The organism is Citrobacter tructae, assembly GCF_004684345.1.
GTDB classification, from domain to species: domain Bacteria; phylum Pseudomonadota; class Gammaproteobacteria; order Enterobacterales; family Enterobacteriaceae; genus Citrobacter; species Citrobacter tructae.
The window spans coordinates 213657-235707 of the sequence record NZ_CP038469.1; the positions used below are offsets into that span (position 1 = coordinate 213657).

A 22051-nucleotide genomic window follows, 5' to 3' on the forward strand; every position below is an offset into this window, starting at 1 on the left:
CTTGCTACAGCAAGCTCTTGACGTAAGCGTCAATGTCGCTGATGTACTTTTCTATACCTGGAGCATCTTTTTCTTGAATAAGATGTTCCAGCGTTTCACATAACTGCTTGCCGGGTACCAGATTAAGCATGGCAAACACGCCTTTCAGGCGATGGGCGGTTTGGGCTAACGCAGCGAAATCGCTGGTTGCTGCCTCAGTATACAACCTCTTAACATCATCCGGTACTGTGTCTACAAAGAGTGCATAGTAACCACTGGCATGAAGTTCGGCGTTTTCATCTCCACCGAGGGGGAGTTCTTGGATCTCTTCCTGCGCCAGCTGCTCTTCTATTAGCTCGAGAACAGCTTCCTGCATGGCATTGCTCATATTAAAGTTGACGCGCAGCTGACCTGGGCCAATTTTGCGTACGCCAGACTCATCATCGCTTAAAAGCAAGCCCGAGGCAGTAAGATTAGACGGATTATCAGTTAAAAAGAGATCATATTCTTGACTACTTAACCGTTCATCGGGCGTGATGCAGGTGGCTCCCCAGTTTTCTAACTGACGTAACACGATGCTACGTACATCACTGGAAGTGACATCAACCATCACGCAGACGTCATCCAACAGGCGCTCTTCAATGTCAGCGTGTTGGTCATGCAGCGGCATTTTAACATGGACGATGTAACGCGTTCCAAGTTCTTCACGCGCTTTGATATTCAGATGTCCGCCCAGTTTGCGGGCCAGCTGATCGCACAGCCAAAACGTCAGCGGGTTGGCTTTACCATAGCGATCACCTTGCGTTTCATTAATGAACGGAAAATGCAGATTATCAATTTCATTCAACGCCACACCTTCGCCGGTATCCAGAATACGGAAGGTCAGGCGCTCCGCTTCTGATTCATCCTGGTCAACGTCGAGGGTAATTTTCCCAATCTGTGTGGTGGTCACCGCGTATTGAATGAGCAGCAGCAGAATACGGCGCAGGGCGTCACGATCGCCACGGCGTTCATCGTTGGCGCTGAGGTGATTTTTAATCAGCAACTGCAAGCCTTTGCGTTTGATGACCGGCAGAACATCAGGCACCACTTCATCAATTAATTCCTGAACGGAAAACAGCGTGGATTCGCTTTTCCAGGTGTCGCTCTCCAGAATATTGGCCAACTGAATTTCATCGATCATTCGTACCAGCACATCGGCCTGATTTGCCAGTTTTTGGCTGTCAGGTGTATTGAGCGCAGCGGCGTCAACGGCCAGTGTTCTGACCGGATCTTTCAGGGTGCTGCTGATATTTTGCATAAAGGCGGCGCGGGCCTGCTGGTTTTTCTCATACAGGCGCTGCGCTTGTTTCAGCTTCTTATTCACCAGCACTTCTTTGTCCTGGTCGCGAATAATAAAGATTTGCGTGCGCGGTGAAATCTGGCTGCGGAACAGCCTGATTTCATACAGTTCATTATTGATGGTGGCCTGGATCACGCCCTGATGCTGTTCCGCCATGCTGGTGATGTTTTGCAGATTTAAATGTGGCAGCAGGTGGTCGGCAATTTTATTGCTGATGACTGTGCGATTGGCTTCCTGGTCGTGGACCAATAAACCCAGCGGCAGCAGCGAAACGATCTCTTCGTTAATTGCCCGCAGAATACGCAATTCATTATTGGCGGCAGGGTTTGGCGCCACGTCGGTCTGGCGGGCAGGGAGGTGGCGAAAGGTGGTATAGCCAAACAGCGCCAGCGCAAGCAGCGCGATGTTCAGCAAGAGCGGCAGCAGGATATTTTGCAATGTATCGAGCAGCAATGAGCCGAACGGTACTTGCCAGACCAGTCGCATATCCGTCGAGTTTAATGCCGAAGAGATCTCAATTTTGGCGTTATTGAAGCTGATACTGACGCTGTCAGGCGACTCTTTGTCGCTACTATGATCGATCGTCGAAGTGGCATCAGGTTCCAGGTGGAAACTGTCCAGCGGCATGTCAGGCGGGATCAGATCATTAATGGGCAGGTCAAAGGCCACCACGGTAGCCAGATGCCCCGGCTGATTAAAAGTGGTACGCAGCGTGAAGTAATGCCCGTTTTGCCAGACCAGACGGCGCAGCGAGGAGAAGCTTTCACGCTCATCCAGCGCATTGGCCTGCTGCAGCATTTCTGCGCGACGCGAATCGACAATATTACCAATAGTCGATTCTTTAAAACCGGAGGTAAGATCTTTCAGAGGCAACGTCGAAATCAGGATCAGGCTGTTGTCCTGACCATTGAGATAATACATTGACCACGGGACATTCTCGGCTCCCCACAGCGTATCCAGGTAGGTTGAGATTCGCTGGGTCATCTCCAGCGTCGAGCTGTCGTGCGAGCCGAAAATTAGCGCTTCAGTCTTTCTACGCGGTTTTTCAAGATAGTAGATATCTTGTTTAAGACGGGTTTCTTGCAGTCCATCTGCGGTAGCGGATTGAGGGGTGGCGGCAATATTGTCATAGATTTGCCAGGTGACGTACCGCCAGGTATCTACTCGCTTATGGATGGCATGAGTAATATCGACAATCTGGTAGCTCTTATCTTTTAGCCAGGTGTTGACCGCGCTCTGGACCATCACGCCCATCATCACTAACAGCACAACGATCAGTAATAAGAAGAAACGGGTAATACTTCCCGGGAGCAGGGAGAATCGGGTAGAAGCCGTTGTGTCTGACTGACTCATTCGTGTTTAAGACCTGTTAGAACGATGCTTAAGATGAAGGGGCAGTATAAAGGGTAATGGATGAATTGCCATACTCTCGCGACGCCGAACGCGCGGCATTTGTTTACCGCCCATTTTGTCGTCATCACCGTGCGCTACAATCTGTACAGCGAACGACGTCAGGTACAAATAGAAATGTCGAAGATATGAATTTAACATTAAATAACAAGAAATTATTTGATGAGTTTAGATGCGCCTAATGCACGTCAAAATAATTAATAATCGTTATAGTTTTTCGGCGGTAGCACAGGACGGTCTGTTTTGTGTAAAGAAGGGTAAAAAAAAACCGAACGCAGAGCATTCGGTTGAAATAGGGGTAAACAGACATTCATGAATGAATGAATGACGGTAATAAATAAAGTTAATGATGATAGCGTTGCTATTTTAGTTGCGAGTGAAGATTTTTTTTTGTCATTCAGTGCTATGAGTTATTTGAATGTAATTTGTTGATTTATATTGTAATGTGTATGATTCTTGACTATTTGTGCTTATTTTGCCCATTTCATGAATTAAAAAAAGTTCCGCCGTATTAATGTTTTGAAACATCTATGTGGACAAATGAAACACCTTAAAAGTTTTAGTATCATATTCGTGTTGGATTATTCTGTGTTTTTGCGGAGAATGAAGTTGCCGACTGGTTAATGTATGTAATCAGTATGCAGTGGCATAAAAAAAGCAATAAAGGCATATAACAGAGGGTTAATAACATGAAAGTTAAAGTACTGTCCCTCCTGGTACCGGCTCTGCTGGTAGCAGGCGCAGCGAATGCTGCTGAAATTTACAACAAAGACGGCAACAAATTAGATCTGTACGGTAAAGTCGACGGTCTGCACTATTTCTCCGACGATAAGAGCGCTGATGGCGATCAGACCTACATGCGTATCGGCTTTAAAGGCGAAACTCAGGTTAACGACCAACTGACCGGTTATGGCCAGTGGGAATACCAGATTCAGGGTAACTCCTCTGAAAGCGAAAATAACGCTTGGACCCGTGTGGCGTTTGCTGGTCTGAAATTCGCTGATGTTGGTTCTTTCGACTACGGTCGTAACTACGGCGTGGTGTATGACGTAACGTCCTGGACCGACGTCCTGCCGGAATTCGGCGGCGATACCTACGGTTCTGACAACTTCATGCAGCAGCGTGGTAACGGTTTCGCGACCTACCGTAACACCGATTTCTTCGGTTTGGTTGATGGTCTGAACTTTGCCATTCAGTACCAGGGCAAAAATGGTAGCGTGAGTGGCGAAGGCATGACCAATAATGGTCGTGGTGCACTGAAACAGAATGGCGACGGCGTTGGCGGATCTATCACGTATGATATCGGCGAAGGCTTCTCTCTGGGTACCGCAGTCACCAGTTCTAAACGTACGACCGAACAGAACAACACTGCTAACTATATTGGTAATGGTGATCGTGCTGAAACCTACACTGGTGGTCTGAAATACGACGCCAACAACGTGTACCTGGCAGCACAGTACACCCAGACCTACAACGCAACGCGTGCGGGCACTCTGGGCTGGGCTAACAAAGCACAGAACTTCGAAGCCGTTGCACAGTACCAGTTCGACTTCGGCCTGCGTCCGTCCGTGGCTTACCTGCAGTCCAAAGGTAAAGACCTGGGCCGTGGCTATGACGACGAAGATATCGTGAAATATGTTGATGTTGGCGCGACCTACTACTTCAACAAAAACATGTCCACCTATGTGGATTACAAAATCAACTTGCTGGATGACAACAACTTCACCCGTGATGCAGGTATCGGTACCGATGACATCGTAGCGCTGGGTCTGGTTTACCAGTTCTAATCTGCGTTCATGTCAATCAAAGGCCCTGCGGGGCCTTTTTTAATGCCGTTTTTCTGACGTACAAACAACTATTTTTGGTGTACTCTTGCGCCCGTTTGTATAAGGGTAACTACATATGCATATGAATTTTTGTCGTGCAGCGCTGCTGGCTGTAACGATCTTTTTTGTCGGGTGTGATGAAGCCCCGAAATCGACACAGACTCCGTCACCTGTTGCCACGGTACTGGAAGGTAAAACGATGGGCACCTTCTGGCGGGTTAGCGTGGTGGATGTCGATGCCAAACGTGCCGAGGCGCTACGAACGAAGATCCAGACGCAGCTTGATGCTGACGATCAGCTCCTGTCTACCTATAAAAATGATTCTGCGCTGATGCGTTTTAACCTGTCGAAAAGCCTGTCTCCCTGGCCGGTTAACGATGCGATGGCGGATATCATCACCTCGGCGCTACGCATTGGTGCGAAAACTGATGGCGCCATGGATATTACCGTCGGGCCGTTGGTTAACCTGTGGGGATTTGGTCCTGACCAGCAGCCGCTGCATATCCCCACGCAGGAACAAATTGACGCCGCAAAAGCCAAAACCGGACTGCAGCACCTGAGCGTGATCAATGACACGCGGCAGAACTACCTGCAAAAGGATTTACCCGATCTGTATGTGGATCTCTCAACCGTCGGTGAAGGTTATGCTGCCGATCATCTGGCTCGATTGATGGAGCAGGAAGGGATCGCCCGCTATCTGGTGTCTGTTGGTGGGGCGCTAAACAGTCGGGGGATGAACGCCGAGGGACGCCCGTGGCGCGTGGCTATACAGAAACCTACCGATCGGGAAAACGCGGTGCAGGCGGTTGTCGATATTAACGGTCATGGTATCAGCACATCCGGTAGCTACCGCAATTACTACGAACTGGACGGTAAGCGCCTGTCGCATGTTATCGATCCGCAAACCGGTCGGCCAATTGAGCACAATCTGGTCTCGGTAACGGTGATTGCGCCAACGGCGCTGGAAGCCGACGGCTGGGATACCGGACTGATGGTGCTTGGAACCGACAAAGCCAAAGAGGTGGTACGTCGTGAAGGGCTGGCGGTCTATATGATCGTCAAAGAAGGTGACGGGTTTAAAACCTGGATGTCGCCGCAGTTCACAAGCTTTCTGGTCAGCGATAAAAATTAAAAAGCAAGATTGCGGGTTTTTACACTTTGCAATGCGGACACACTAAGGCTAAGCACTATGCTTAACAAAGGAGTCCATCATGAAAAATGTATATCGCGTAACGGATGATGACCGCTGGCAGTCTGTGCTGCAACGTGATGCACACGCCGACGGTCAGTTTGTTTTTGCCGTGCAAACCACCGGTATCTTTTGTCGACCGTCCTGTCGGGCCAAACATGCGCTGCGCAAAAATGTCCGTTTTTTTGCCGATGCCGCACTGGCGCAGGCGGCAGGGTTTCGTCCCTGCAAACGCTGTCAACCTGATAAAGACAGCGCGCAGCAGCAGCGGCTGGATAAGATTGCCCGGGCGTGCCAGCTGTTGGAGCAGGAGACGCCGCTCACGCTGGATGCTTTAGCCCGACAGGTGGCGATGAGCCCGTTTCATTTGCATCGTCTGTTTAAAGCCACTACGGGGATGACCCCGAAAGCGTGGCAGCAGTCTTGGCGCGCCCGACGTCTGCGTGATGCGCTGGCGAAAGGGGAGCCGGTAACCCAGGCTTTCTTGAATGCTGGCTTTCCCGACAGCAGCAGCTACTACCGGAAAGCGGATGAGGCGCTGGGCATGACTGCAAAGCAATTTCGTAAAGGCGGCGAGAAACTTGCGGTTCGTTATACCCTGGCGGACTGTGTACTGGGCCGCTGCCTGGTAGCGGAAAGTGAACGTGGGATCTGTGCGATCTTACTTGGCGACGACGACGCCACGCTGATATCAGAGTTGCATGAACTGTTCCCCGCTGCACATGGCATGCCCGCTGATACCGATTTTCAGCAGCATGTGCGCGAGGTGATCGCGGTCATTAACACGCGCAATACCTCACTGTCGCTACCGCTGGATATCCGGGGAACGGCATTTCAGCAGCAAGTGTGGCAGGCGTTGCGCGATATTCCCTGTGGCGAAACGGTTAGCTACCAGCAATTGGCTAATGCCGTGGGCAAACCGAAAGCGGTTCGCGCAGTGGCCAGTGCCTGTGGGGCAAATAAGCTGGCGATAGTGATCCCGTGTCATCGGGTGATCCGAGGCGATGGCGCGCTTTCGGGTTACCGCTGGGGCGTCGCCCGCAAGGCGCAACTGCTGCAACGTGAAACCACAGACGAGGAAAGATAATGCTCGATCTCTTTGCGGATGCAAAACCCTGGCAGGAACCGCTGGCGTCTGGAGCGGTCATTTTGCGCCGTTTTGCGTTTGATTCCGCCCCTTCTTTATTACAAGCAATGGCAGCTGTTGCCAGACAGTCGCCGTTTCGCCAGATGGTGACTCCCGGTGGGTATACGATGTCGGTGGCGATGACCAACTGTGGCCAATTGGGTTGGACGACCGATCAACATGGCTACTTCTATTCTCCAGTCGATCCGTTAACGGGATCGCACTGGCCGCCGATGCCGGACGTTTTTGTGGAGCTTTGCCAACAGGCGGCAACAGCTGCGGGCTATCCTGACTTTCAGCCGGATGCCTGTTTAATCAATCGATATACACCTGGATCAAAGTTGTCATTGCATCAGGATAAAGACGAACCCGACCTGCAAGCACCCATCGTTTCTGTATCGCTGGGCCTGCCGGCTATCTTTCAGTTCGGTGGTCTGAAGCGCAACGATCCGCTAAAACGTCTGCTGCTGGAGCACGGTGATGTGGTGGTATGGGGTGGGCAATCGCGCTTGTTTTATCATGGTATACAGCCGCTTAAGACAGGGTACCATCCGTTGACGACGGACTGTCGCTACAACCTGACTTTTCGCCGAGCCAGTAAAGAAGAATAAAAATAAGAATTATTATTGCTGTCAGCGAAGAGATGTTTAAACTGCGGGCTGTCATTACTTGTCCGGGTTGTACACATGGAACTTTTACTTCTTGTCTGGCGACAGTATCGCTGGCCATTTATCAGCGTCATGGCGCTCAGCCTTGCCAGCGCCGCGTTGGGGATTGGGCTGATTGCGTTTATCAACCAGCGCCTGATTGAAACGGTCGATACCACGCTGATGGTGCTGCCGGAGTTTCTCGGCCTGCTGCTGTTGCTGATGATTGTTACCCTTGGCTCACAGCTGGCGCTAACCACGCTGGGACACCACTTTGTCTACCGTCTGCGTAGCGAATTTATCAAACGTATTCTGGATACCCACGTCGAGCGCATCGAGCAGCTGGGTAGCGCCTCGTTGCTGGCTGGTTTAACCAGCGATATCCGCAATATCACCATCGCCTTTGTCCGTTTACCGGAGCTGGTGCAGGGGATTATCCTGACCGTCGGGTCGGCGGCGTATTTGGCAATGCTGTCGACCAAAATGCTGCTGGTGACGGCAATCTGGATGGCAATCACCATCTGGGGCGGATTTGTGCTGGTGGCGCGGGTGTACAAACACATGGCCACGCTGCGTGAAACCGAAGATAAGTTGTACAGCGACTACCAGACAGTGCTGGAAGGGCGCAAAGAGCTGACCCTTAACCGTGAACGTGCCGAGCACATCTTTAATCAGCTGTACGTTCCGGATGCCAAAGAGTACCGCCACCATATTATCCGCGCCGATACCTTCCACCTGAGTGCGGTCAACTGGTCGAACATTATGATGTTGGGGGCCATTGGCCTGGTGTTCTGGATGGCTAACAGCCTGGGCTGGGCAGATACCGCCGTGGCGGCAACCTATTCGCTGACGCTGTTGTTCCTGCGTACACCGCTGCTGTCCGCCGTTGGTGCGCTGCCCACGCTGCTCACCGCGCAGGTAGCGTTCAATAAACTGAATAGATTTGCTCTGGCACCTTTCAAGGCGGAGTTCCCACGTCCCACGGCGTTCCCGAACTGGAAAACGCTCGAGCTGCGCAACGTGGTTTTCCACTATCAGGATAATGCCTTTTCCGTTGGGCCAATCAATCTGACGATTCATCGCGGTGAGCTGATTTTCCTGATTGGCGGCAACGGGAGCGGGAAATCCACGCTGGCTATGTTGCTGACCGGGTTATACCAGCCGCAGTCCGGCGAGATTTTACTCGACGGCAAGGCGGTGGCTGTCGACAAACCCGAAGACTACCGCAAGCTCTTCTCCGCCGTGTTTACCGACGTCTGGCTGTTCGACAAACTGTTGGGGCCGGAAGGTCAATCGGCCAACCCGGAGCTGGTTGATAAGTGGCTGGAACATCTGAAAATGGCGCACAAGGTGGAGCTGAACGACGGGCGGATTCTCAATCTCAAACTGTCGAAAGGGCAGAAAAAACGCGTGGCGCTGCTGCTGGCGTTAGCCGAGGAGCGCGACATTATTCTGCTGGATGAATGGGCCGCCGATCAGGACCCGCACTTCCGTCGCGAATTCTACCAGGTGCTGTTGCCGCTGATGCAGGAGATGGGCAAAACTGTCTTCGCCATTAGTCACGACGATCACTACTTTATTCATGCTGATCGCCTGCTCGAGATGCGTAGCGGCCAGCTAACCGAACTGCTGGGCGATGAGCGCGACGCCGCCTCGCGTGATGCGGTAGCCCGCACCGCCTGATCTCCGTAAGCCGCCGGTTTTTTATTCATCCGGCAGCTTCGTTTATTGTTATTTACATAATTCGGCATCATGATTGATGGTATTTCATATCATGGATTTATGATTAATGTCCGTAATAAACAAAAATAGCGCCAGGCTACGTGATGAAGAACGTGCACGTCTAATCTGGTTACTGACCACAGATAAAGCCATTATTTCAACGCTACTGGGCAAGCTTACCCTGGCTGAGCAATATGACGTCGGTACTCTGGCCGACGATATTGCTGAGGTAGGGGCGCTGGTGGCCCATTTGCCGCCACCCGATCTTGCCGATACCCTCGAAGCATTACCCTCTGAAGAACGTCACGCGCTGTGGCGCTTGATCCAAAGCGACAAGCGTGGCTATGTGCTGCTGGAAGCATCAGAAAACGTCTGGGACGACCTGATCGACGAAATGTCCGATCGGGAATTGCTCGACGCGCTGCAATACCTCGACATCGATGAGCAGATCTACGTGGTGCAGCATTTACCGCGTAACCTGACCGGTCGACTGCTGGCGACGTTACCGGCGGAGGAGCGCGCACGCGTGCGCCAGGTGATGCACTACGAGAAGAATCGCGTCGGTGCGATTATGGAGTTCGAAGTCATTACCGTGCGTCCGGACGTGACGCTGGAGGTGGTTCAGCGCTACCTGCGACGACTGGGTAAAATGCCGGAGAATACCGATAAACTCTTCGTTACCGATCGCAATAAAGTTCTCGTTGGTGAACTGACATTAACCTGCATTCTGCTCAATGACGTGCAGCGCAGAGTCAGTGAAGTGATGGAAGACGATCCGCTCACCTTTGCCCCGGAAGATATCGCCGAGCACGCTGCGCGTACCTTTGAACGTGACAACCTGGTCAGTGCGGCGGTGGTGGACCCCACCGGTAAGTTAATGGGACGATTAACCATCGATGAGATCGTCGATGTGGTGTATGAAGAAACCGACACCGACCTGCGTCGAATGGGGGGCTTAAGTGCCGGAGAAGATGTCTTTGCCCCGGTCACTAAAGCGGTAAAAACCCGTTGGGCATGGTTGGCGGTCAATCTCTGTACTGCGTTTATCGCGTCGCGCGTGATCGACGGCTTTGAACACACGATTTCACAGCTGGTGGCGCTGGCGTCGTTAATGCCCATTGTGGCGGGGATCGGCGGCAACACCGGCAATCAGACCATTACCATGATTGTCCGCGCGCTGGCGCTGCAAAATATTCAGCCGGGAAACCTGACGTTCCTGATCCTGCGTGAAATGGGTGTGGCGCTGATTAACGGCCTTGTCTGGGGCGGGATCATGGGCGGCATCACTTGGTGGCTGTACGATGACATTGCGCTCGGTGGTGTGATGACCCTGGCGATGATGCTCAATTTGCTGATGGCGGCAGTGATGGGCGTTATCATTCCGATGACGATGGTTAAGCTTGGGCGCGACCCGGCGGTCGGCTCAAGCGTGATGATCACCGCCATCACCGACACCGGTGGATTCTTTATTTTTCTCGGTCTGGCAACGCTGTTTTTGATGTAGTGGAGCGTTTGCCTCTGATGATGCGCGGCAGGACCAGCATCGACAACACCCCGGCAACTACACCAATCGCCAGGTTGCCGGTCGACACCGTCGCGGCAACGGTAACGAACATCACCAGCGTTTCGGTGACCGGCGCTTGTTTTAGCGCGGTGGGCTGAATGCTGTGCCAGCTGAAAGTTTTCATCGCCACAATGACCATAATGCCTGCCAGTACCGACATGGGGATTTTCGCCATCACGTCGCTTAACGCAGTGACCAGCAGCAGTAATACCAGTCCGGCGGCGAAGGTGGAGACGCGACTGCGTCCTTTGCCCATCTCAACGTTAACAATTGTCTGACCAATCATAGCGCATCCCGCAATGCCGCCGTAAAACCCGGCCAGAATATTGGCTATCCCCAGCCCGGCACTCTCGCGATTCTTATTCGACGGCGTAACCGTCAGGTCATCCACCAGACGGGCGGTCAACAGCGACTCCATCAAACCGACAAAAGCAATACTCAGCGCGCAAGGCCAGATAATCGCCAGCGTTTGCAGATTGAGCGGTACGAGTAACGGCGTTAATCCTGGCAGGCCGCCGCTCATTGAACCTTCGTCACCGACGGTCGGTAACAGTTGCCCGCTGGTGACAGTGAATATCGTCAGCAGCACGATGGCAATCAGCGGCGCGGGAATGCTTTTAATAAACCGTGGCACCCACAACACGATCAGCAGTGTCAGGACAAATAGCCCCCAGATTATCGGGCTTTTACTCCAGAAGTGCGGAACCTGAGCAAATAAAATCAATATGCCCAGCGCGTTAACAAAACCGGTCATCACGGCGGTAGGGATAAAACGCATCAAACGCGCCATTCCCAATACGCCAAACAGGATTTGGATAATCCCGGCCAGCACAACCGCAGGCAGGATGTACTGTACGCCGTGTTGATGCACCATCGGGCCAATCACCAGCGCAACCGATCCGGCTGCGGCGGTAACCATGGCAGGACGACCGCCTAAAAAGGACATCGCCAGACACAGGACAACTGAAGCAATCAGGCTGACGTTAGGGTCCACACCGGCGATGACAGAAAAGGAAATGACTTCCGGGATCAGCGCCAGAGCCGTGACCACGCCGGCCAGCGTTTCGCGCATCAGCAGGCGGGGTTTACGTAGCACAACGCCGACGGAATGCTCCGCTGCTGTGGCGAGGGATGAATGAGTCGCAGACATAGTTACTCTCAGGTCAGAAATGGCCTGATAACAGCAGACCGACAGGCATCCGTGCGGTGAATAGCAAAGCGCAGCATAGTACCCGCCTGACGGGCGGGTTTCCAGAAATGATTGTCAATAACCGTATAAAGAATCAACTTATTAATAACATTTTTAAAATTTAAATATAATTTATAAACAATATTTAATTATTTTTACTTAAGTGTTACCGTTGACACCGTTCGATTTTCACCTGCATTAAAAGCAAAAAGCGATACTAAAAGTAAGGCATTAACATTATGAAAAAAGTGACTGCCATGCTCTTCACCATGGCCTTGGGGCTGAATGTTGTCTCTATGACGGCAAAAGCGAAAGCGGTGGAAGAGCAGGAAACGGATGTACTGTTGATTGGTGGCGGTATTATGAGCGCCACGTTAGGCACCTATTTACAGGCGCTGGAACCACAATGGTCAATGACCATGGTTGAGCGACTGGATGGCGTTGCCGAGGAGAGTTCAAACGGCTGGAACAATGCCGGCACCGGCCACTCGGCACTGATGGAGCTGAACTACACGCCTAAAAAAGCTGACGGTACCGTCAGCATTGAAAAGGCCGTCGAAATTAACGAAGCCTTCCAGATTTCCCGTCAGTTTTGGGCCTATCAGGTCAACAACGACGTGATGCATGATCCGCGTTCATTTATCACTACCGTGCCACATATGAGCTTCGTCTGGGGTGATGAGAACGTCAACTTCCTGCGCGCGCGTTATAAAGCCCTTCAACAGAGCTCTCTGTTCCGTGGTATGCGCTATTCCGAAGATCACGCACAGATCAAAGAGTGGGCGCCACTGGTGATGGAAGGGCGCGATCCAAATCAGAAAGTGGCGGCGACGCGTACAGAGATTGGTACTGACGTCAACTACGGTGAAATTACGCGTCAGCTGATTGCCTCGTTGCAGAAAAAGCCCAACTTTGCGCTGCAGCTAAGCACCGAAGTGCGTGGTTTTAAACGCAATGCGGATAACAGCTGGACGGTCACGGTTGCTGATCTGAAAAACAACGAAGCGGAACACGACATTAAGGCTAAGTTTGTCTTTATTGGTGCTGGTGGTGCTGCGCTGAAGCTGTTGCAGGAAACTGACATCCCGGAAGCGAAAGGTTACGCCGGATTCCCGGTTGGCGGGCAGTTCCTGGTAGCGGAAAACCCGGACGTGGTGAATCGCCATCTGGCAAAAGTATACGGTCAGGCCTCTGTTGGTGCACCTCCGATGTCCGTGCCGCACATTGATACCCGCATTCTGGATGGCAAACGCGTGGTGCTGTTTGGGCCATTTGCGACATTCTCCACCAAGTTCCTGAAAAACGGTTCATTGTGGGATCTGCTGAGCTCGACGACCACGTCGAACTTTATGCCGATGGTCAACGTGGGTCTGGATAACTTCGATCTGGTGAAATACCTGGTAAGCCAGGTGATGCTCAGCGACGACGACCGCTTTGCTGCGCTGCAGGAATACTACCCGCAGGCGAAGAAAGAAGACTGGCGTTTGTGGCAGGCTGGCCAGCGCGTACAGATCATCAAAAGTGATGAAGATAAGGGCGGCGTGTTGCGCCTGGGTACCGAAGTGGTGAGTGATAAAGACGGTACGATTGCTGCGCTGCTGGGCGCGTCACCGGGTGCGTCAACCGCGGCACCGATCATGCTGCATCTGATGGAAAAAGTGTTTAAAGATAAAGTCGCTAGCCCGGAGTGGCAGGCGAAGCTGAAAACGATTATTCCGTCCTATGGCACGAAGCTGAACGGTAACGTTGAGGCCACGGAACAAGAGCTGCAGTACACCAGTGAAGTTTTGGGTCTGAAATATGACAAGCCGCAGGCGGCTGACGAAACGCCTCAACCGCAGTTAAAACCTCAGGCTCAACCTCAGCCAGAGCAGAAAGCGGTGGCGGATATCGCACTGTAAACAAAATGCCCGATGGCGGCACAAATGCTGCCATCGGGCATTCTTCAATTAACGTACGACTGCGTTCTGTACGTTCTCGTCTGCTTTCCAGATACGGTATTTCACTTCTACGTTTTCCGGGGTGTAGACAACAATCGGTAATTTGCTGTTGTAACGCAGCATCCCGTCGTCACCCAGATGAGCGGTGATGAATTTCTTCTCTTTCTTACCTTCCGGGCAGGCCATCATGGTTGAAACCGGAGAGGTGACTTTGTCGAATACGTAGTAGTCATAACCCCAACCTTCCAGCGTTTTGCTGTCCAGTTCTCCGCCAAGGCGATGTTGGTTACAGTCAACTTCCAGCGTTTGGCCGATCAACAGTTCTACCTTTAGAGTAGATTCATCTTTCTCGGGAGTAAGTTGGATAACCTGGCGTTTCATCCCTTTTTCCGCTTTAGGATAAGGGGCGACTTTTTCCAGCGGCTGAGCATTGGTATCACTGGTTACTGCCCATGCAGAGGTGCTGGCAAAGGTGGCTAACAGGACGGCAGGAACGATGGTCTTCATCTTATTGTTCACAGTATTTCCTTTCTTCTGTTTTCTGAACGTGTTTGTGGCAGGTTAACATATTCATATCAGCTATTAATCTAGATTTACTTATATTTTAAGTGCGTTAGTCAATGATTTTAGATTCACGCAGTGATATATCCTAAGATTTATCTTATTTTTAAGATAAATCTCTTTCGTGCTTGATCGCTATATAGATGAATATATAACTCATTGAAATGTGAGCAAAATCGTGTTTTTTTCTATCAACCCCACACTCTTTTGATCCGGCAACAGCATTTACCCCAATTGGGGTATGCACCTCTAACACATCCTGAAATATCTTACTGTTAAAAATAACTACTCATAAATAGTGCGGTTTTTGATTGTCGTTCAACCCGCTCAGGGAGAGCGTCATTTATGGAAGGGCAATGTCATGGTTGATTTATCCCGTCGAAGCATGTTGACAGGTAGCTGGCGTAACGCCGGCAACGGGATCCGTCCGCCATGGAGCAAGGAAGAATCACACTTTCTGGCTCATTGCCTCCGTTGTGACGCCTGCGTTCAGGCGTGTGAAACCGACATCCTGCAGCGAGGCCAGGGTGGTTATCCGAGCGTAAATTTCAAACACGGCGAGTGCAGCTTTTGTTACGCCTGCGCGCAAGCCTGCCCCGAATCACTCTTTCTTCCGCGCCACACCAGGGCCTGGGATCTGAATTTTACGATCGGTGAAAACTGTCTCGCAAATCAGTCTGTTGAGTGCCATCGCTGTCAGGATAGTTGTGAACCCATGGCCATTTCCTTTCGCCCCACGCTGTCCGGTATTTATCAGCCACAGCTCGACAATCAAGCCTGTAACGGATGCGGTGCGTGCGTCGCCACCTGTCCGGTATCAGCCATTAATGCGGAGTACAACCATGGACACTAACTGGCAGGTTTGCAGCCTGGTCGTTCAGGCCAAAAGTCAGCACATCAACGATATCGCTACGCAGTTACGTTCGTTTCCTGGTTGCGAAGTTGCACTGAGTGATGTGGGGAGCGGACAACTGATTGTGGTGGTAGAAGCAGAGCACAGTGAAACGCTAATGAAAACAATTGAGTCGGTACGCAACGTTGCAGGCGTACTGGCGGTGTCGCTGGTTTATCACCAGCAGGATGATCAAGGTGAGGAAACACCATGAAACTCAGTCGTCGTAGCTTTATGAAAGCTAACGCCGTTGCGGCCGCTGCGGCGGCTGCCGGGTTAAGCGTGCCGGGCGTTGCCCGCGCGGTAGTCGGTCAGCAAGAGGCCATTAAATGGGACAAAGCTCCGTGCCGTTTTTGCGGTACCGGTTGTGGCGTATTGGTAGGTACCCAGCAAGGGCGTGTTGTGGCATGTCAGGGCGACCCGGATGCGCCAGTTAACCGTGGTCTTAACTGCATCAAAGGTTATTTCCTGCCGAAAATCATGTACGGAAAAGACCGTTTAACGCAGCCGATGCTGCGCATGAAAGATGGCAAATATCACAAAGAAGGCGAGTTCACTCCGATCAGTTGGGACCAGGCTTTTGATGTGATGGAAGAAAAATTCAAAGCGTCACTGAAAGAGAAAGGACCCGATGCCATCGGCATGTTTGGTTCCGGTCAGTGGACCATCTGGGAAGGCTATGCCGCAGCGAAGCTGTTCAAAGCCGGTTTCCGTACCAACAATATCGACCCGAATGCGCGTCACTGCATGGCGTCGGCGGTAGTTGGCTTTATGCGTACCTTCGGTATGGATGAGCCGATGGGCTGCTATGACGATATCGAGCATGCGGATGCTTTCGTGCTGTGGGGCGCGAATATGGCGGAGATGCATCCGATCCTGTGGTCGCGCATCACCAACCGTCGCCTGTCCGATCCCAATGTTAACGTCGCGGTACTCTCCACCTTCCAGCACCGCAGCTTTGAGCTGGCGGATAACGGTATGGTCTTCACGCCGCAAACCGATCTGGTGATCCTTAACTATATCGCCAACTACATCATTCAAAACAATGCGATAAACCAGGATTTCTTTAGCAAACACGTTAACCTGCGTAAAGGGGTGACGGACATCGGCTACGGTCTGCGTCCAACTCATCCGCTGGAAAAAGCAGCGAAAAACCCTGGGTCCGATGCTTCTGAGCCGATGAGCTTTGAGGACTACAAGGCTTTCGTTGCCGAGTACACGCTGGATAAAACCGCCGAAATGACCGGTGTACCGAAAGATCAGCTGGAACAGCTGGCGCAGTTGTATGCCGACCCGAAGAAGAAAGTCATCTCCTACTGGACGATGGGCTTTAACCAGCACACCCGCGGTGTGTGGGCCAACAACCTGGTCTACAACCTGCACCTGTTGACCGGTAAAATCTCTCAGCCAGGCTGTGGTCCGTTCTCTCTGACCGGCCAGCCTTCTGCCTGTGGTACCGCGCGTGAAGTTGGGACATTTTCCCACCGTCTGCCTGCGGACATGGTGGTGACGAACGAAAAACACCGCGATATCTGCGAGAAGCACTGGAATATTCCGGCGGGGACCATTCCGGCCAAAGTCGGCCTGCACGCCGTGGCGCAAGACCGTGCGCTGAAAGATGGCAAGCTCAATGTCTACTGGGCGATGTGTACCAACAACATGCAGGCGGGTCCGAACATCAACGAAGAGCGTATGCCGGGGTGGCGCGATCCGCGCAACTTCATCATCGTCTCCGATCCGTACCCGACGGTCAGCGCCCTGTCGGCCGACCTGATCCTGCCGACCGCAATGTGGGTAGAGAAAGAAGGCGCCTACGGTAACGCCGAGCGTCGTACTCAGTTCTGGCGTCAACAGATTAAAGCGCCGGGTGAATCAAAATCGGATCTGTGGCAGTTGGTGCAGTTCTCTCGCCGCTTCAAAACAGAAGAAGTGTGGCCGGAAGAGCTGCTGGCACAGAAACCGGAACTGCGCGGCAAAACGCTGTATGACGTACTGTTTGCCACGCCAGCAGTGACGAAATTCCCGGTGGCTGAACTGGCTGAAGATCAACTGAACGATGAATCCCGCGAGCTGGGCTTCTATCTGCAAAAAGGGCTGTTCGAAGAGTACGCCTGGTTTGGTCGCGGTCACGGGCACGACCTTGCGCCATTCGACGATTACCACAAAGCGCGCGGTTTACGCTGGCCGGTGGTCGAGGGTAAAGAGACCCAGTGGCGCTACAGCGAAGGTAACGATCCTTACGTGAAGGCTGGCGAAAGCTACAAGTTCTACGGTAAGCCGGATGGCAAAGCGGTTATCTTCGCGCTGCCGTTTGAACCTGCCGCCGAAGCGCCAGATAAAGAGTACGACCTGTGGCTCTCTACCGGTCGCGTGCTGGAGCACTGGCATACCGGCAGTATGACTCGCCGCGTGCCTGAACTGCACCGTGCCTTCCCGGAAGCCGTGCTGTTTATCCATCCGCTGGATGCGAAAGCGCGCGATCTGCGTCGCGGAGACAAGGTCAAAGTGGTTTCCCGTCGTGGCGAAGTGATTTCGATTGTTGAAACGCGTGGTCGTAACCGTCCGCCGCAGGGGCTGGTGTACATGCCGTTCTTCGACGCCGCACAACTGGTGAACAACCTGACGCTGGATGCGACGGATCCGCTCTCTAAAGAGACGGATTTCAAGAAGTGTGCTGTGAAACTGGCGAAGGTGTAACGCGTTATGTCCCGGTCAGCAAAACCCCAAAATGGCCGCCGCCGCTTTCTGCGCGATATGGTTCGCGCGGCGGGTGGGCTGGCAGCCGTTGGCGTGGCGCTGGGGTTGCAACAGCAAACCGCACGTGCAACCGGCGTGCGGTTGCGCCCACCAGGGGCATTGAGTGAGGACGCATTTGCCAGCGCCTGCGTGCGTTGTGGACAGTGCGTTCAGGCTTGCCCGTACGACACGCTGAAACTGGCGACGCTGGCCTCCGGGCTGGCGGCCGGTACGCCGTATTTTGTCGCTCGCGATATTCCCTGCGAGATGTGTGAGGACATTCCGTGCGCCAAAGTCTGCCCCAGTGGTGCGTTGGACAGGGAAATTGAATCCATAGACGATTCACGCATGGGGCTGGCAGTACTGCTGGATCATGAGAACTGCCTCAACTATCAGGGACTGCGCTGCGACGTCTGCTATCGTGAGTGCCCGAAGATAGATGAAGCCATCACCCTGGAACTGGATCGCAATATGCGCACCGGTAAGCACGCGCGGTTTATTCCGACCGTTCACAGCGATGCCTGCACCGGATGCGGTAAATGTGAAAAGGTCTGCGTGCTGGAACAACCGGCGATAAAAGTGCTGCCGTTGTCGCTGGCAAAAGGGGAGTTGGGACACCATTACCGCTTCGGTTGGCTGGAGGGGAACAATGGCAAATCGTAAACGTGATGCCGGGCGTGAGGCACGGGCGAAAAAAGGCTGGTGGCACAGTCACCGCTGGCTGGTGCTGCGTCGTCTGACCCAGTTTCTGATACTGGCGATGTTTCTTAGCGGTCCGTGGCTCGGGGTGTGGATCCTGCATGGTAATTACAGCGGCAGTCTGCTGCTGGATACCATTCCGTTCACCGATCCGCTAATCACCCTGCAAAGCCTTGCCAGCGGGCATCTGCCTGCGACCGTGGCGTTAATCGGGGCCGCCATCATTACGGGGCTGTATGCCCTGGCGGGTAAGCGATTGTTTTGCAGTTGGGTTTGCCCAATGAACCCAGTCACCGATTTAGCCAGCTGGTTGCGCAGAAGGTTTGACTTGAATCAGTCCGCGACCATACCGCGCCATATACGGTACGTCCTGCTGGTGGTCATCCTGGTCGGTTCTGCTCTGACCGGTACGCTGTTATGGGAATGGATAAACCCGGTCTCTCTGCTGGGACGTAGCCTGGTAATGGGATTCGGCAGCGGCATACTGCTGATTCTCGCACTGTTTTTATTTGATTTACTGGTCGTTGAGCATGGCTGGTGCGGGCACCTTTGCCCGCTTGGCGCGCTATACAGCGTGTTGGGTAGCAAAGGCGTGCTAACCGTTTCAGCGAAAGAACGCGAAAGATGTAACCGCTGTATGGATTGTTTTCATGTTTGCCCGGAACCGCATGTGCTACGTGCCCCGGTGCTGGATGAGCAAAGCCCGGTGCAGGTAACCAGCCGCGATTGCATGGCCTGCGGTCGCTGTGTGGATGTCTGTTCTGAGGATGTTTTTACAATAACAACACGATGGAGTTCGGGAGCGAAATCATGAAAAGCCATGACCTGATTAAAGCGCTGAGTCAAATGACGGCCGCGCTGGCCCTGGTAGTGAGTGGGGCAGTTTGGGCTGCAAACGGAGTGGATCTGAGCCAGTCGCCGGAAGTTTCGGGGACGCAGGAAGGGGCAATTCGCATGCCGAAAGAGCAGGAGCGTATGCCGCTGAACTATGTGAACCAACCGCCGATGGTCCCGCACAGCGTTGACGGTTACCAGGTAACCACCAATACCAACCGCTGCCTGCAATGCCACGGCGTTGAAAGCTATCGCACTACCGGCGCGCCGCGCATCAGCCCGACGCACTTTATGGACAGCGACGGTAAAGTGCTGGCGGAAGTTGCGCCGCGTCGCTATTTCTGCTTGCAGTGCCATGTCCCGCAAGCTGACGCCGCGCCGATTGTCGAAAATACCTTCACCCCCTCGAAAGGTTACGGGAAATAAGAGGTCATTATGGAAAATTCTAACCGTAAACCAGGCTGGATTAAGCGCGTCTGGCAATGGTGGCGTCGCCCCAGCCGTCTGGCGCTCGGCACGCTGTTGTTAATCGGCTTTGTGGGCGGCATTATTTTCTGGGGCGGCTTTAATACCGGTATGGAAAAGGCCAATACTGAAGAGTTCTGCATTAGCTGTCACGAAATGCGCAACACGGTATACCAGGAATACATGGAAACCGTACACTACAACAACCGCAGTGGTGTGCGAGCAACTTGCCCTGATTGCCACGTCCCGCACGAGTGGGGCCCGAAAATGATCCGTAAGATCAAGGCCAGCAAAGAGCTGTACGCGAAAGCACTGGGGTTAATAGATACACCGCAGAAATTTGAAGACCACCGTCTGACGATGGCGCAAAATGAATGGCGGCGTATGAAAGATAATAATTCGCAAGAGTGTCGTAACTGCCACAACTTCGAGTTTATGGATTTAACTGCCCAGAAAGGCGTTGCGGCCAAAATGCACGACCAGGCTGTGAAAGAGGGGCAAACCTGTATTGACTGTCATAAAGGGATAGCACACAAACTGCCTGATATGCGCGAAGTTAAGCCAGGCTTTTAACAGGATGTAAATAATCAGGATGCTTGAAGCCAGAGAACTGCTCTGTGAGCGGGATGACAGAATACTGTTCAGTGAGCTCTCGTTTCGCGTAAACGCGGGGGAATGGGTACAAATTACCGGAAGTAACGGCGCGGGGAAAACCACCTTGCTGCGGTTGCTTACCGGGCTGGCTCGTCCTGATGCCGGAGACGTTCTCTGGCACGATCAACCGCTGCATCAGGTGCGGGACAACTTCCATCAGGAACTACTGTGGATCGGACATCAGCCGGGGATAAAAACCCGGCTTTCGGCGTTGGAGAACCTGCGTTTCTTTCATCATGACGGCGATGTTGCACAATGTCTGGCGGCACTGGCGCAGGCAGGCCTTGCCGGATATGAAGACATCCCGGTAAATCAGCTTTCCGCAGGGCAGCAGCGTCGTGTGGCGCTGGCCCGTATGTGGCTGACCCGCGCCCGATTGTGGATCCTCGATGAACCCTTTACCGCGATTGACGTCAATGGCGTTGAGCGTCTCACCCAACGTATGGCGCAGCATACGGAGCAGGGGGGGATTGTTATTCTTACGACTCACCAGCCTCTCAATGTAGAGACGGATAAAGTGCGGCGCATTGCGCTGACCCGCGAGAGGACAGCACAATGATGTGGCGAATTTTCCGTTTAGAACTGCGGGTTGCGTTTCGTCATAGTGCGGAGATCGCCAATCCGCTATGGTTCTTCCTGATTGTCATTACGTTATTCCCGCTGAGCATTGGCCCTGAGCCGCAGCTGCTGGCGCGAATAGCGCCGGGTATTATCTGGGTGGCGGCATTGCTGGCGTCGTTACTGGCGCTGGAACGCTTATTTCGTGACGACCTGCAGGATGGCAGCCTAGAACAGCTGATGCTGCTGCCGTTACCGTTACCGGCTGTGGTGCTGGCAAAGGTGATGGCGCACTGGGTGGTGACCGGCCTGCCGCTGCTGATCCTCTCACCGCTGGTGGCATTGCTACTGGGCATGGATATGTACGGGTGGCAAATTATGGCGCTGACGTTGCTGCTCGGTACGCCGACGCTGGGATTTCTCGGCGCGCCGGGCGTGGGCTTAACGGTGGGCTTGAAGCGCGGCGGCGTGCTGTTGAGCGTGCTGGTGCTGCCGCTCACGATTCCGCTCCTGATTTTTGCCACTGCCGCGATGGATGCCGCCTCGATGCATTTGCCCGTTGAAGGCTACATGGCGATTCTGGGCGCGTTGCTGGTCGGGAGCGCGACGTTAAGCCCCTTCGCGACGGCAGCAGCGTTGCGCATTAGTGTGCAGTAGTTTGAGTACGATGTGTAGGCCGGACAAGGCGAAGCTGCCCGCTGGCAAAACGGATTTTTAT

At 53.0% G+C, this 22051-nt stretch carries 20 protein-coding genes; 17 read left to right on the top strand and 3 right to left on the bottom strand.

Annotation, left to right across the window (positions count from 1 at the left end):
• Positions 1-4 precede the first annotated feature (4 nt).
• A complete protein-coding gene (gene rcsD, locus E4Z61_RS01595; protein ID WP_135321232.1) occupies positions 5-2674 on the bottom strand; it encodes a phosphotransferase RcsD in 2670 nt (889 codons plus the stop codon).
• A gap of 60 nt (positions 2675-2734) precedes the next feature.
• Between rcsD and E4Z61_RS24245 the strand changes: the two genes are divergently transcribed.
• From E4Z61_RS24245 to mgtE, 7 genes are all read left to right on the top strand, one after another.
• Positions 2735-2863, top strand: coding sequence for a hypothetical protein (locus E4Z61_RS24245; RefSeq protein WP_276608737.1), 129 nt, complete (start codon positions 2735-2737; stop codon positions 2861-2863).
• A 557-nt stretch (positions 2864-3420) separates the two neighbouring features.
• A complete protein-coding gene (locus E4Z61_RS01600) occupies positions 3421-4518 on the top strand; it encodes a porin OmpC (protein WP_135321233.1) in 1098 nt (365 codons plus the stop codon).
• 115 nt (positions 4519-4633) lie between these two features.
• The gene (gene apbE / locus E4Z61_RS01610) at positions 4634-5689 is read left to right on the top strand and encodes an FAD:protein FMN transferase ApbE (protein ID WP_135321234.1); all 1056 of its coding nucleotides are present in this window, start codon (positions 4634-4636) and stop codon (positions 5687-5689) included.
• Positions 5690-5768: 79 nt separating this feature from the next.
• A complete protein-coding gene (gene ada, locus E4Z61_RS01615; RefSeq protein ID WP_135321235.1) occupies positions 5769-6833 on the top strand; it encodes a bifunctional DNA-binding transcriptional regulator/O6-methylguanine-DNA methyltransferase Ada in 1065 nt (354 codons plus the stop codon).
• Positions 6833-7483 (top strand): DNA oxidative demethylase AlkB, encoded by a 651-nt coding sequence (gene alkB / locus E4Z61_RS01620; RefSeq protein ID WP_135321236.1) that lies wholly within the window; start codon positions 6833-6835, stop codon positions 7481-7483. Before ada ends, alkB begins: the two co-directional genes overlap by 1 nt.
• A gap of 75 nt (positions 7484-7558) precedes the next feature.
• Positions 7559-9202 (top strand): multidrug ABC transporter permease/ATP-binding protein, encoded by a 1644-nt coding sequence (locus tag E4Z61_RS01625; RefSeq protein ID WP_135321237.1) that lies wholly within the window; start codon positions 7559-7561, stop codon positions 9200-9202.
• Positions 9203-9308: 106 nt separating this feature from the next.
• The gene (gene mgtE, locus E4Z61_RS01630) at positions 9309-10745 is read left to right on the top strand and encodes a magnesium transporter (protein ID WP_135321238.1); all 1437 of its coding nucleotides are present in this window, start codon (positions 9309-9311) and stop codon (positions 10743-10745) included.
• Here the strand turns inward: mgtE and E4Z61_RS01635 are convergent.
• Positions 10708-11955, bottom strand: a complete 1248-nt coding sequence (locus E4Z61_RS01635; RefSeq protein ID WP_135321239.1) for a SulP family inorganic anion transporter — start codon at positions 11953-11955, stop codon at positions 10708-10710. The genes mgtE and E4Z61_RS01635 overlap by 38 nt on opposite strands.
• A gap of 278 nt (positions 11956-12233) precedes the next feature.
• Between E4Z61_RS01635 and mqo the strand changes: the two genes are divergently transcribed.
• Positions 12234-13895 (top strand): malate dehydrogenase (quinone), encoded by a 1662-nt coding sequence (gene mqo / locus E4Z61_RS01640; protein ID WP_135321240.1) that lies wholly within the window; start codon positions 12234-12236, stop codon positions 13893-13895.
• A 48-nt stretch (positions 13896-13943) separates the two neighbouring features.
• On the opposite strand, the gene eco is transcribed toward mqo, so the two are convergent.
• A complete protein-coding gene (eco, locus tag E4Z61_RS01645) occupies positions 13944-14441 on the bottom strand; it encodes a serine protease inhibitor ecotin (protein WP_135324851.1) in 498 nt (165 codons plus the stop codon).
• 415 nt (positions 14442-14856) lie between these two features.
• Between eco and napF the strand changes: the two genes are divergently transcribed.
• The 9 genes from napF to ccmB are packed head-to-tail and all read left to right on the top strand — an operon-like array spanning position 14857 to position 21990.
• Positions 14857-15348, top strand: coding sequence for a ferredoxin-type protein NapF (napF, locus tag E4Z61_RS01650; protein WP_135321241.1), 492 nt, complete (start codon positions 14857-14859; stop codon positions 15346-15348).
• Positions 15338-15601 carry a chaperone NapD gene (gene napD / locus E4Z61_RS01655; RefSeq protein WP_135321242.1) on the top strand — a complete coding sequence of 88 codons (264 nt, stop codon included), beginning with the start codon at positions 15338-15340 and terminating at the stop codon, positions 15599-15601. Before napF ends, napD begins: the two co-directional genes overlap by 11 nt.
• Positions 15598-18084, top strand: a complete 2487-nt coding sequence (gene napA, locus E4Z61_RS01660; RefSeq protein ID WP_135321243.1) for a nitrate reductase catalytic subunit NapA — start codon at positions 15598-15600, stop codon at positions 18082-18084. The genes napD and napA overlap by 4 nt, the downstream gene beginning before the upstream one ends.
• Before the next feature lie 6 nt (positions 18085-18090).
• Positions 18091-18786 carry a ferredoxin-type protein NapG gene (gene napG / locus E4Z61_RS01665; RefSeq protein WP_135321244.1) on the top strand — a complete coding sequence of 232 codons (696 nt, stop codon included), beginning with the start codon at positions 18091-18093 and terminating at the stop codon, positions 18784-18786.
• Complete coding sequence (gene napH, locus E4Z61_RS01670; RefSeq protein WP_135321245.1) at positions 18773-19636, top strand: quinol dehydrogenase ferredoxin subunit NapH; 864 nt, start codon at positions 18773-18775, stop codon at positions 19634-19636. The genes napG and napH overlap by 14 nt, the downstream gene beginning before the upstream one ends.
• Positions 19633-20082 (top strand): nitrate reductase cytochrome c-type subunit, encoded by a 450-nt coding sequence (gene napB / locus E4Z61_RS01675; RefSeq protein WP_135321246.1) that lies wholly within the window; start codon positions 19633-19635, stop codon positions 20080-20082. Before napH ends, napB begins: the two co-directional genes overlap by 4 nt.
• 9 nt (positions 20083-20091) lie before the next feature.
• Positions 20092-20694 (top strand): cytochrome c-type protein NapC, encoded by a 603-nt coding sequence (gene napC, locus E4Z61_RS01680; RefSeq protein ID WP_096756434.1) that lies wholly within the window; start codon positions 20092-20094, stop codon positions 20692-20694.
• Between the two features lie 13 nt (positions 20695-20707).
• Positions 20708-21334: a cytochrome c biogenesis heme-transporting ATPase CcmA gene (ccmA, locus tag E4Z61_RS01685; protein WP_240703872.1), complete on the top strand. Its 627-nt coding sequence runs from the start codon at positions 20708-20710 to the stop codon at positions 21332-21334.
• Positions 21331-21990: a heme exporter protein CcmB gene (gene ccmB / locus E4Z61_RS01690; protein WP_045445367.1), complete on the top strand. Its 660-nt coding sequence runs from the start codon at positions 21331-21333 to the stop codon at positions 21988-21990. Before ccmA ends, ccmB begins: the two co-directional genes overlap by 4 nt.
• The last annotated feature ends 61 nt before the right edge of the window (positions 21991-22051 follow it).

Bases quoted from the DNA above. Each gene is read 5' to 3' on its own strand.
- rcsD (WP_135321232.1), bottom strand. From the start codon at position 2,674: ATGAGTCAGTCAGACACAACGGCTTCTACCCGATTCTCCCTGCTCCCG.
- E4Z61_RS24245 (WP_276608737.1), top strand. From the start codon at position 2,735: ATGAATTGCCATACTCTCGCGACGCCGAACGCGCGGCATTTGTTTACC.
- E4Z61_RS01600 (WP_135321233.1), top strand. From the start codon at position 3,421: ATGAAAGTTAAAGTACTGTCCCTCCTGGTACCGGCTCTGCTGGTAGCA.
- apbE (WP_135321234.1), top strand. From the start codon at position 4,634: ATGCATATGAATTTTTGTCGTGCAGCGCTGCTGGCTGTAACGATCTTT.
- ada (WP_135321235.1), top strand. From the start codon at position 5,769: ATGAAAAATGTATATCGCGTAACGGATGATGACCGCTGGCAGTCTGTG.
- alkB (WP_135321236.1), top strand. From the start codon at position 6,833: ATGCTCGATCTCTTTGCGGATGCAAAACCCTGGCAGGAACCGCTGGCG.
- E4Z61_RS01625 (WP_135321237.1), top strand. From the start codon at position 7,559: ATGGAACTTTTACTTCTTGTCTGGCGACAGTATCGCTGGCCATTTATC.
- mgtE (WP_135321238.1), top strand. From the start codon at position 9,309: ATGTCCGTAATAAACAAAAATAGCGCCAGGCTACGTGATGAAGAACGT.
- E4Z61_RS01635 (WP_135321239.1), bottom strand. From the start codon at position 11,955: ATGTCTGCGACTCATTCATCCCTCGCCACAGCAGCGGAGCATTCCGTC.
- mqo (WP_135321240.1), top strand. From the start codon at position 12,234: ATGAAAAAAGTGACTGCCATGCTCTTCACCATGGCCTTGGGGCTGAAT.
- eco (WP_135324851.1), bottom strand. From the start codon at position 14,441: ATGAAGACCATCGTTCCTGCCGTCCTGTTAGCCACCTTTGCCAGCACC.
- napF (WP_135321241.1), top strand. From the start codon at position 14,857: ATGGTTGATTTATCCCGTCGAAGCATGTTGACAGGTAGCTGGCGTAAC.
- napD (WP_135321242.1), top strand. From the start codon at position 15,338: ATGGACACTAACTGGCAGGTTTGCAGCCTGGTCGTTCAGGCCAAAAGT.
- napA (WP_135321243.1), top strand. From the start codon at position 15,598: ATGAAACTCAGTCGTCGTAGCTTTATGAAAGCTAACGCCGTTGCGGCC.
- napG (WP_135321244.1), top strand. From the start codon at position 18,091: ATGTCCCGGTCAGCAAAACCCCAAAATGGCCGCCGCCGCTTTCTGCGC.
- napH (WP_135321245.1), top strand. From the start codon at position 18,773: ATGGCAAATCGTAAACGTGATGCCGGGCGTGAGGCACGGGCGAAAAAA.
- napB (WP_135321246.1), top strand. From the start codon at position 19,633: ATGAAAAGCCATGACCTGATTAAAGCGCTGAGTCAAATGACGGCCGCG.
- napC (WP_096756434.1), top strand. From the start codon at position 20,092: ATGGAAAATTCTAACCGTAAACCAGGCTGGATTAAGCGCGTCTGGCAA.
- ccmB (WP_045445367.1), top strand. From the start codon at position 21,331: ATGATGTGGCGAATTTTCCGTTTAGAACTGCGGGTTGCGTTTCGTCAT.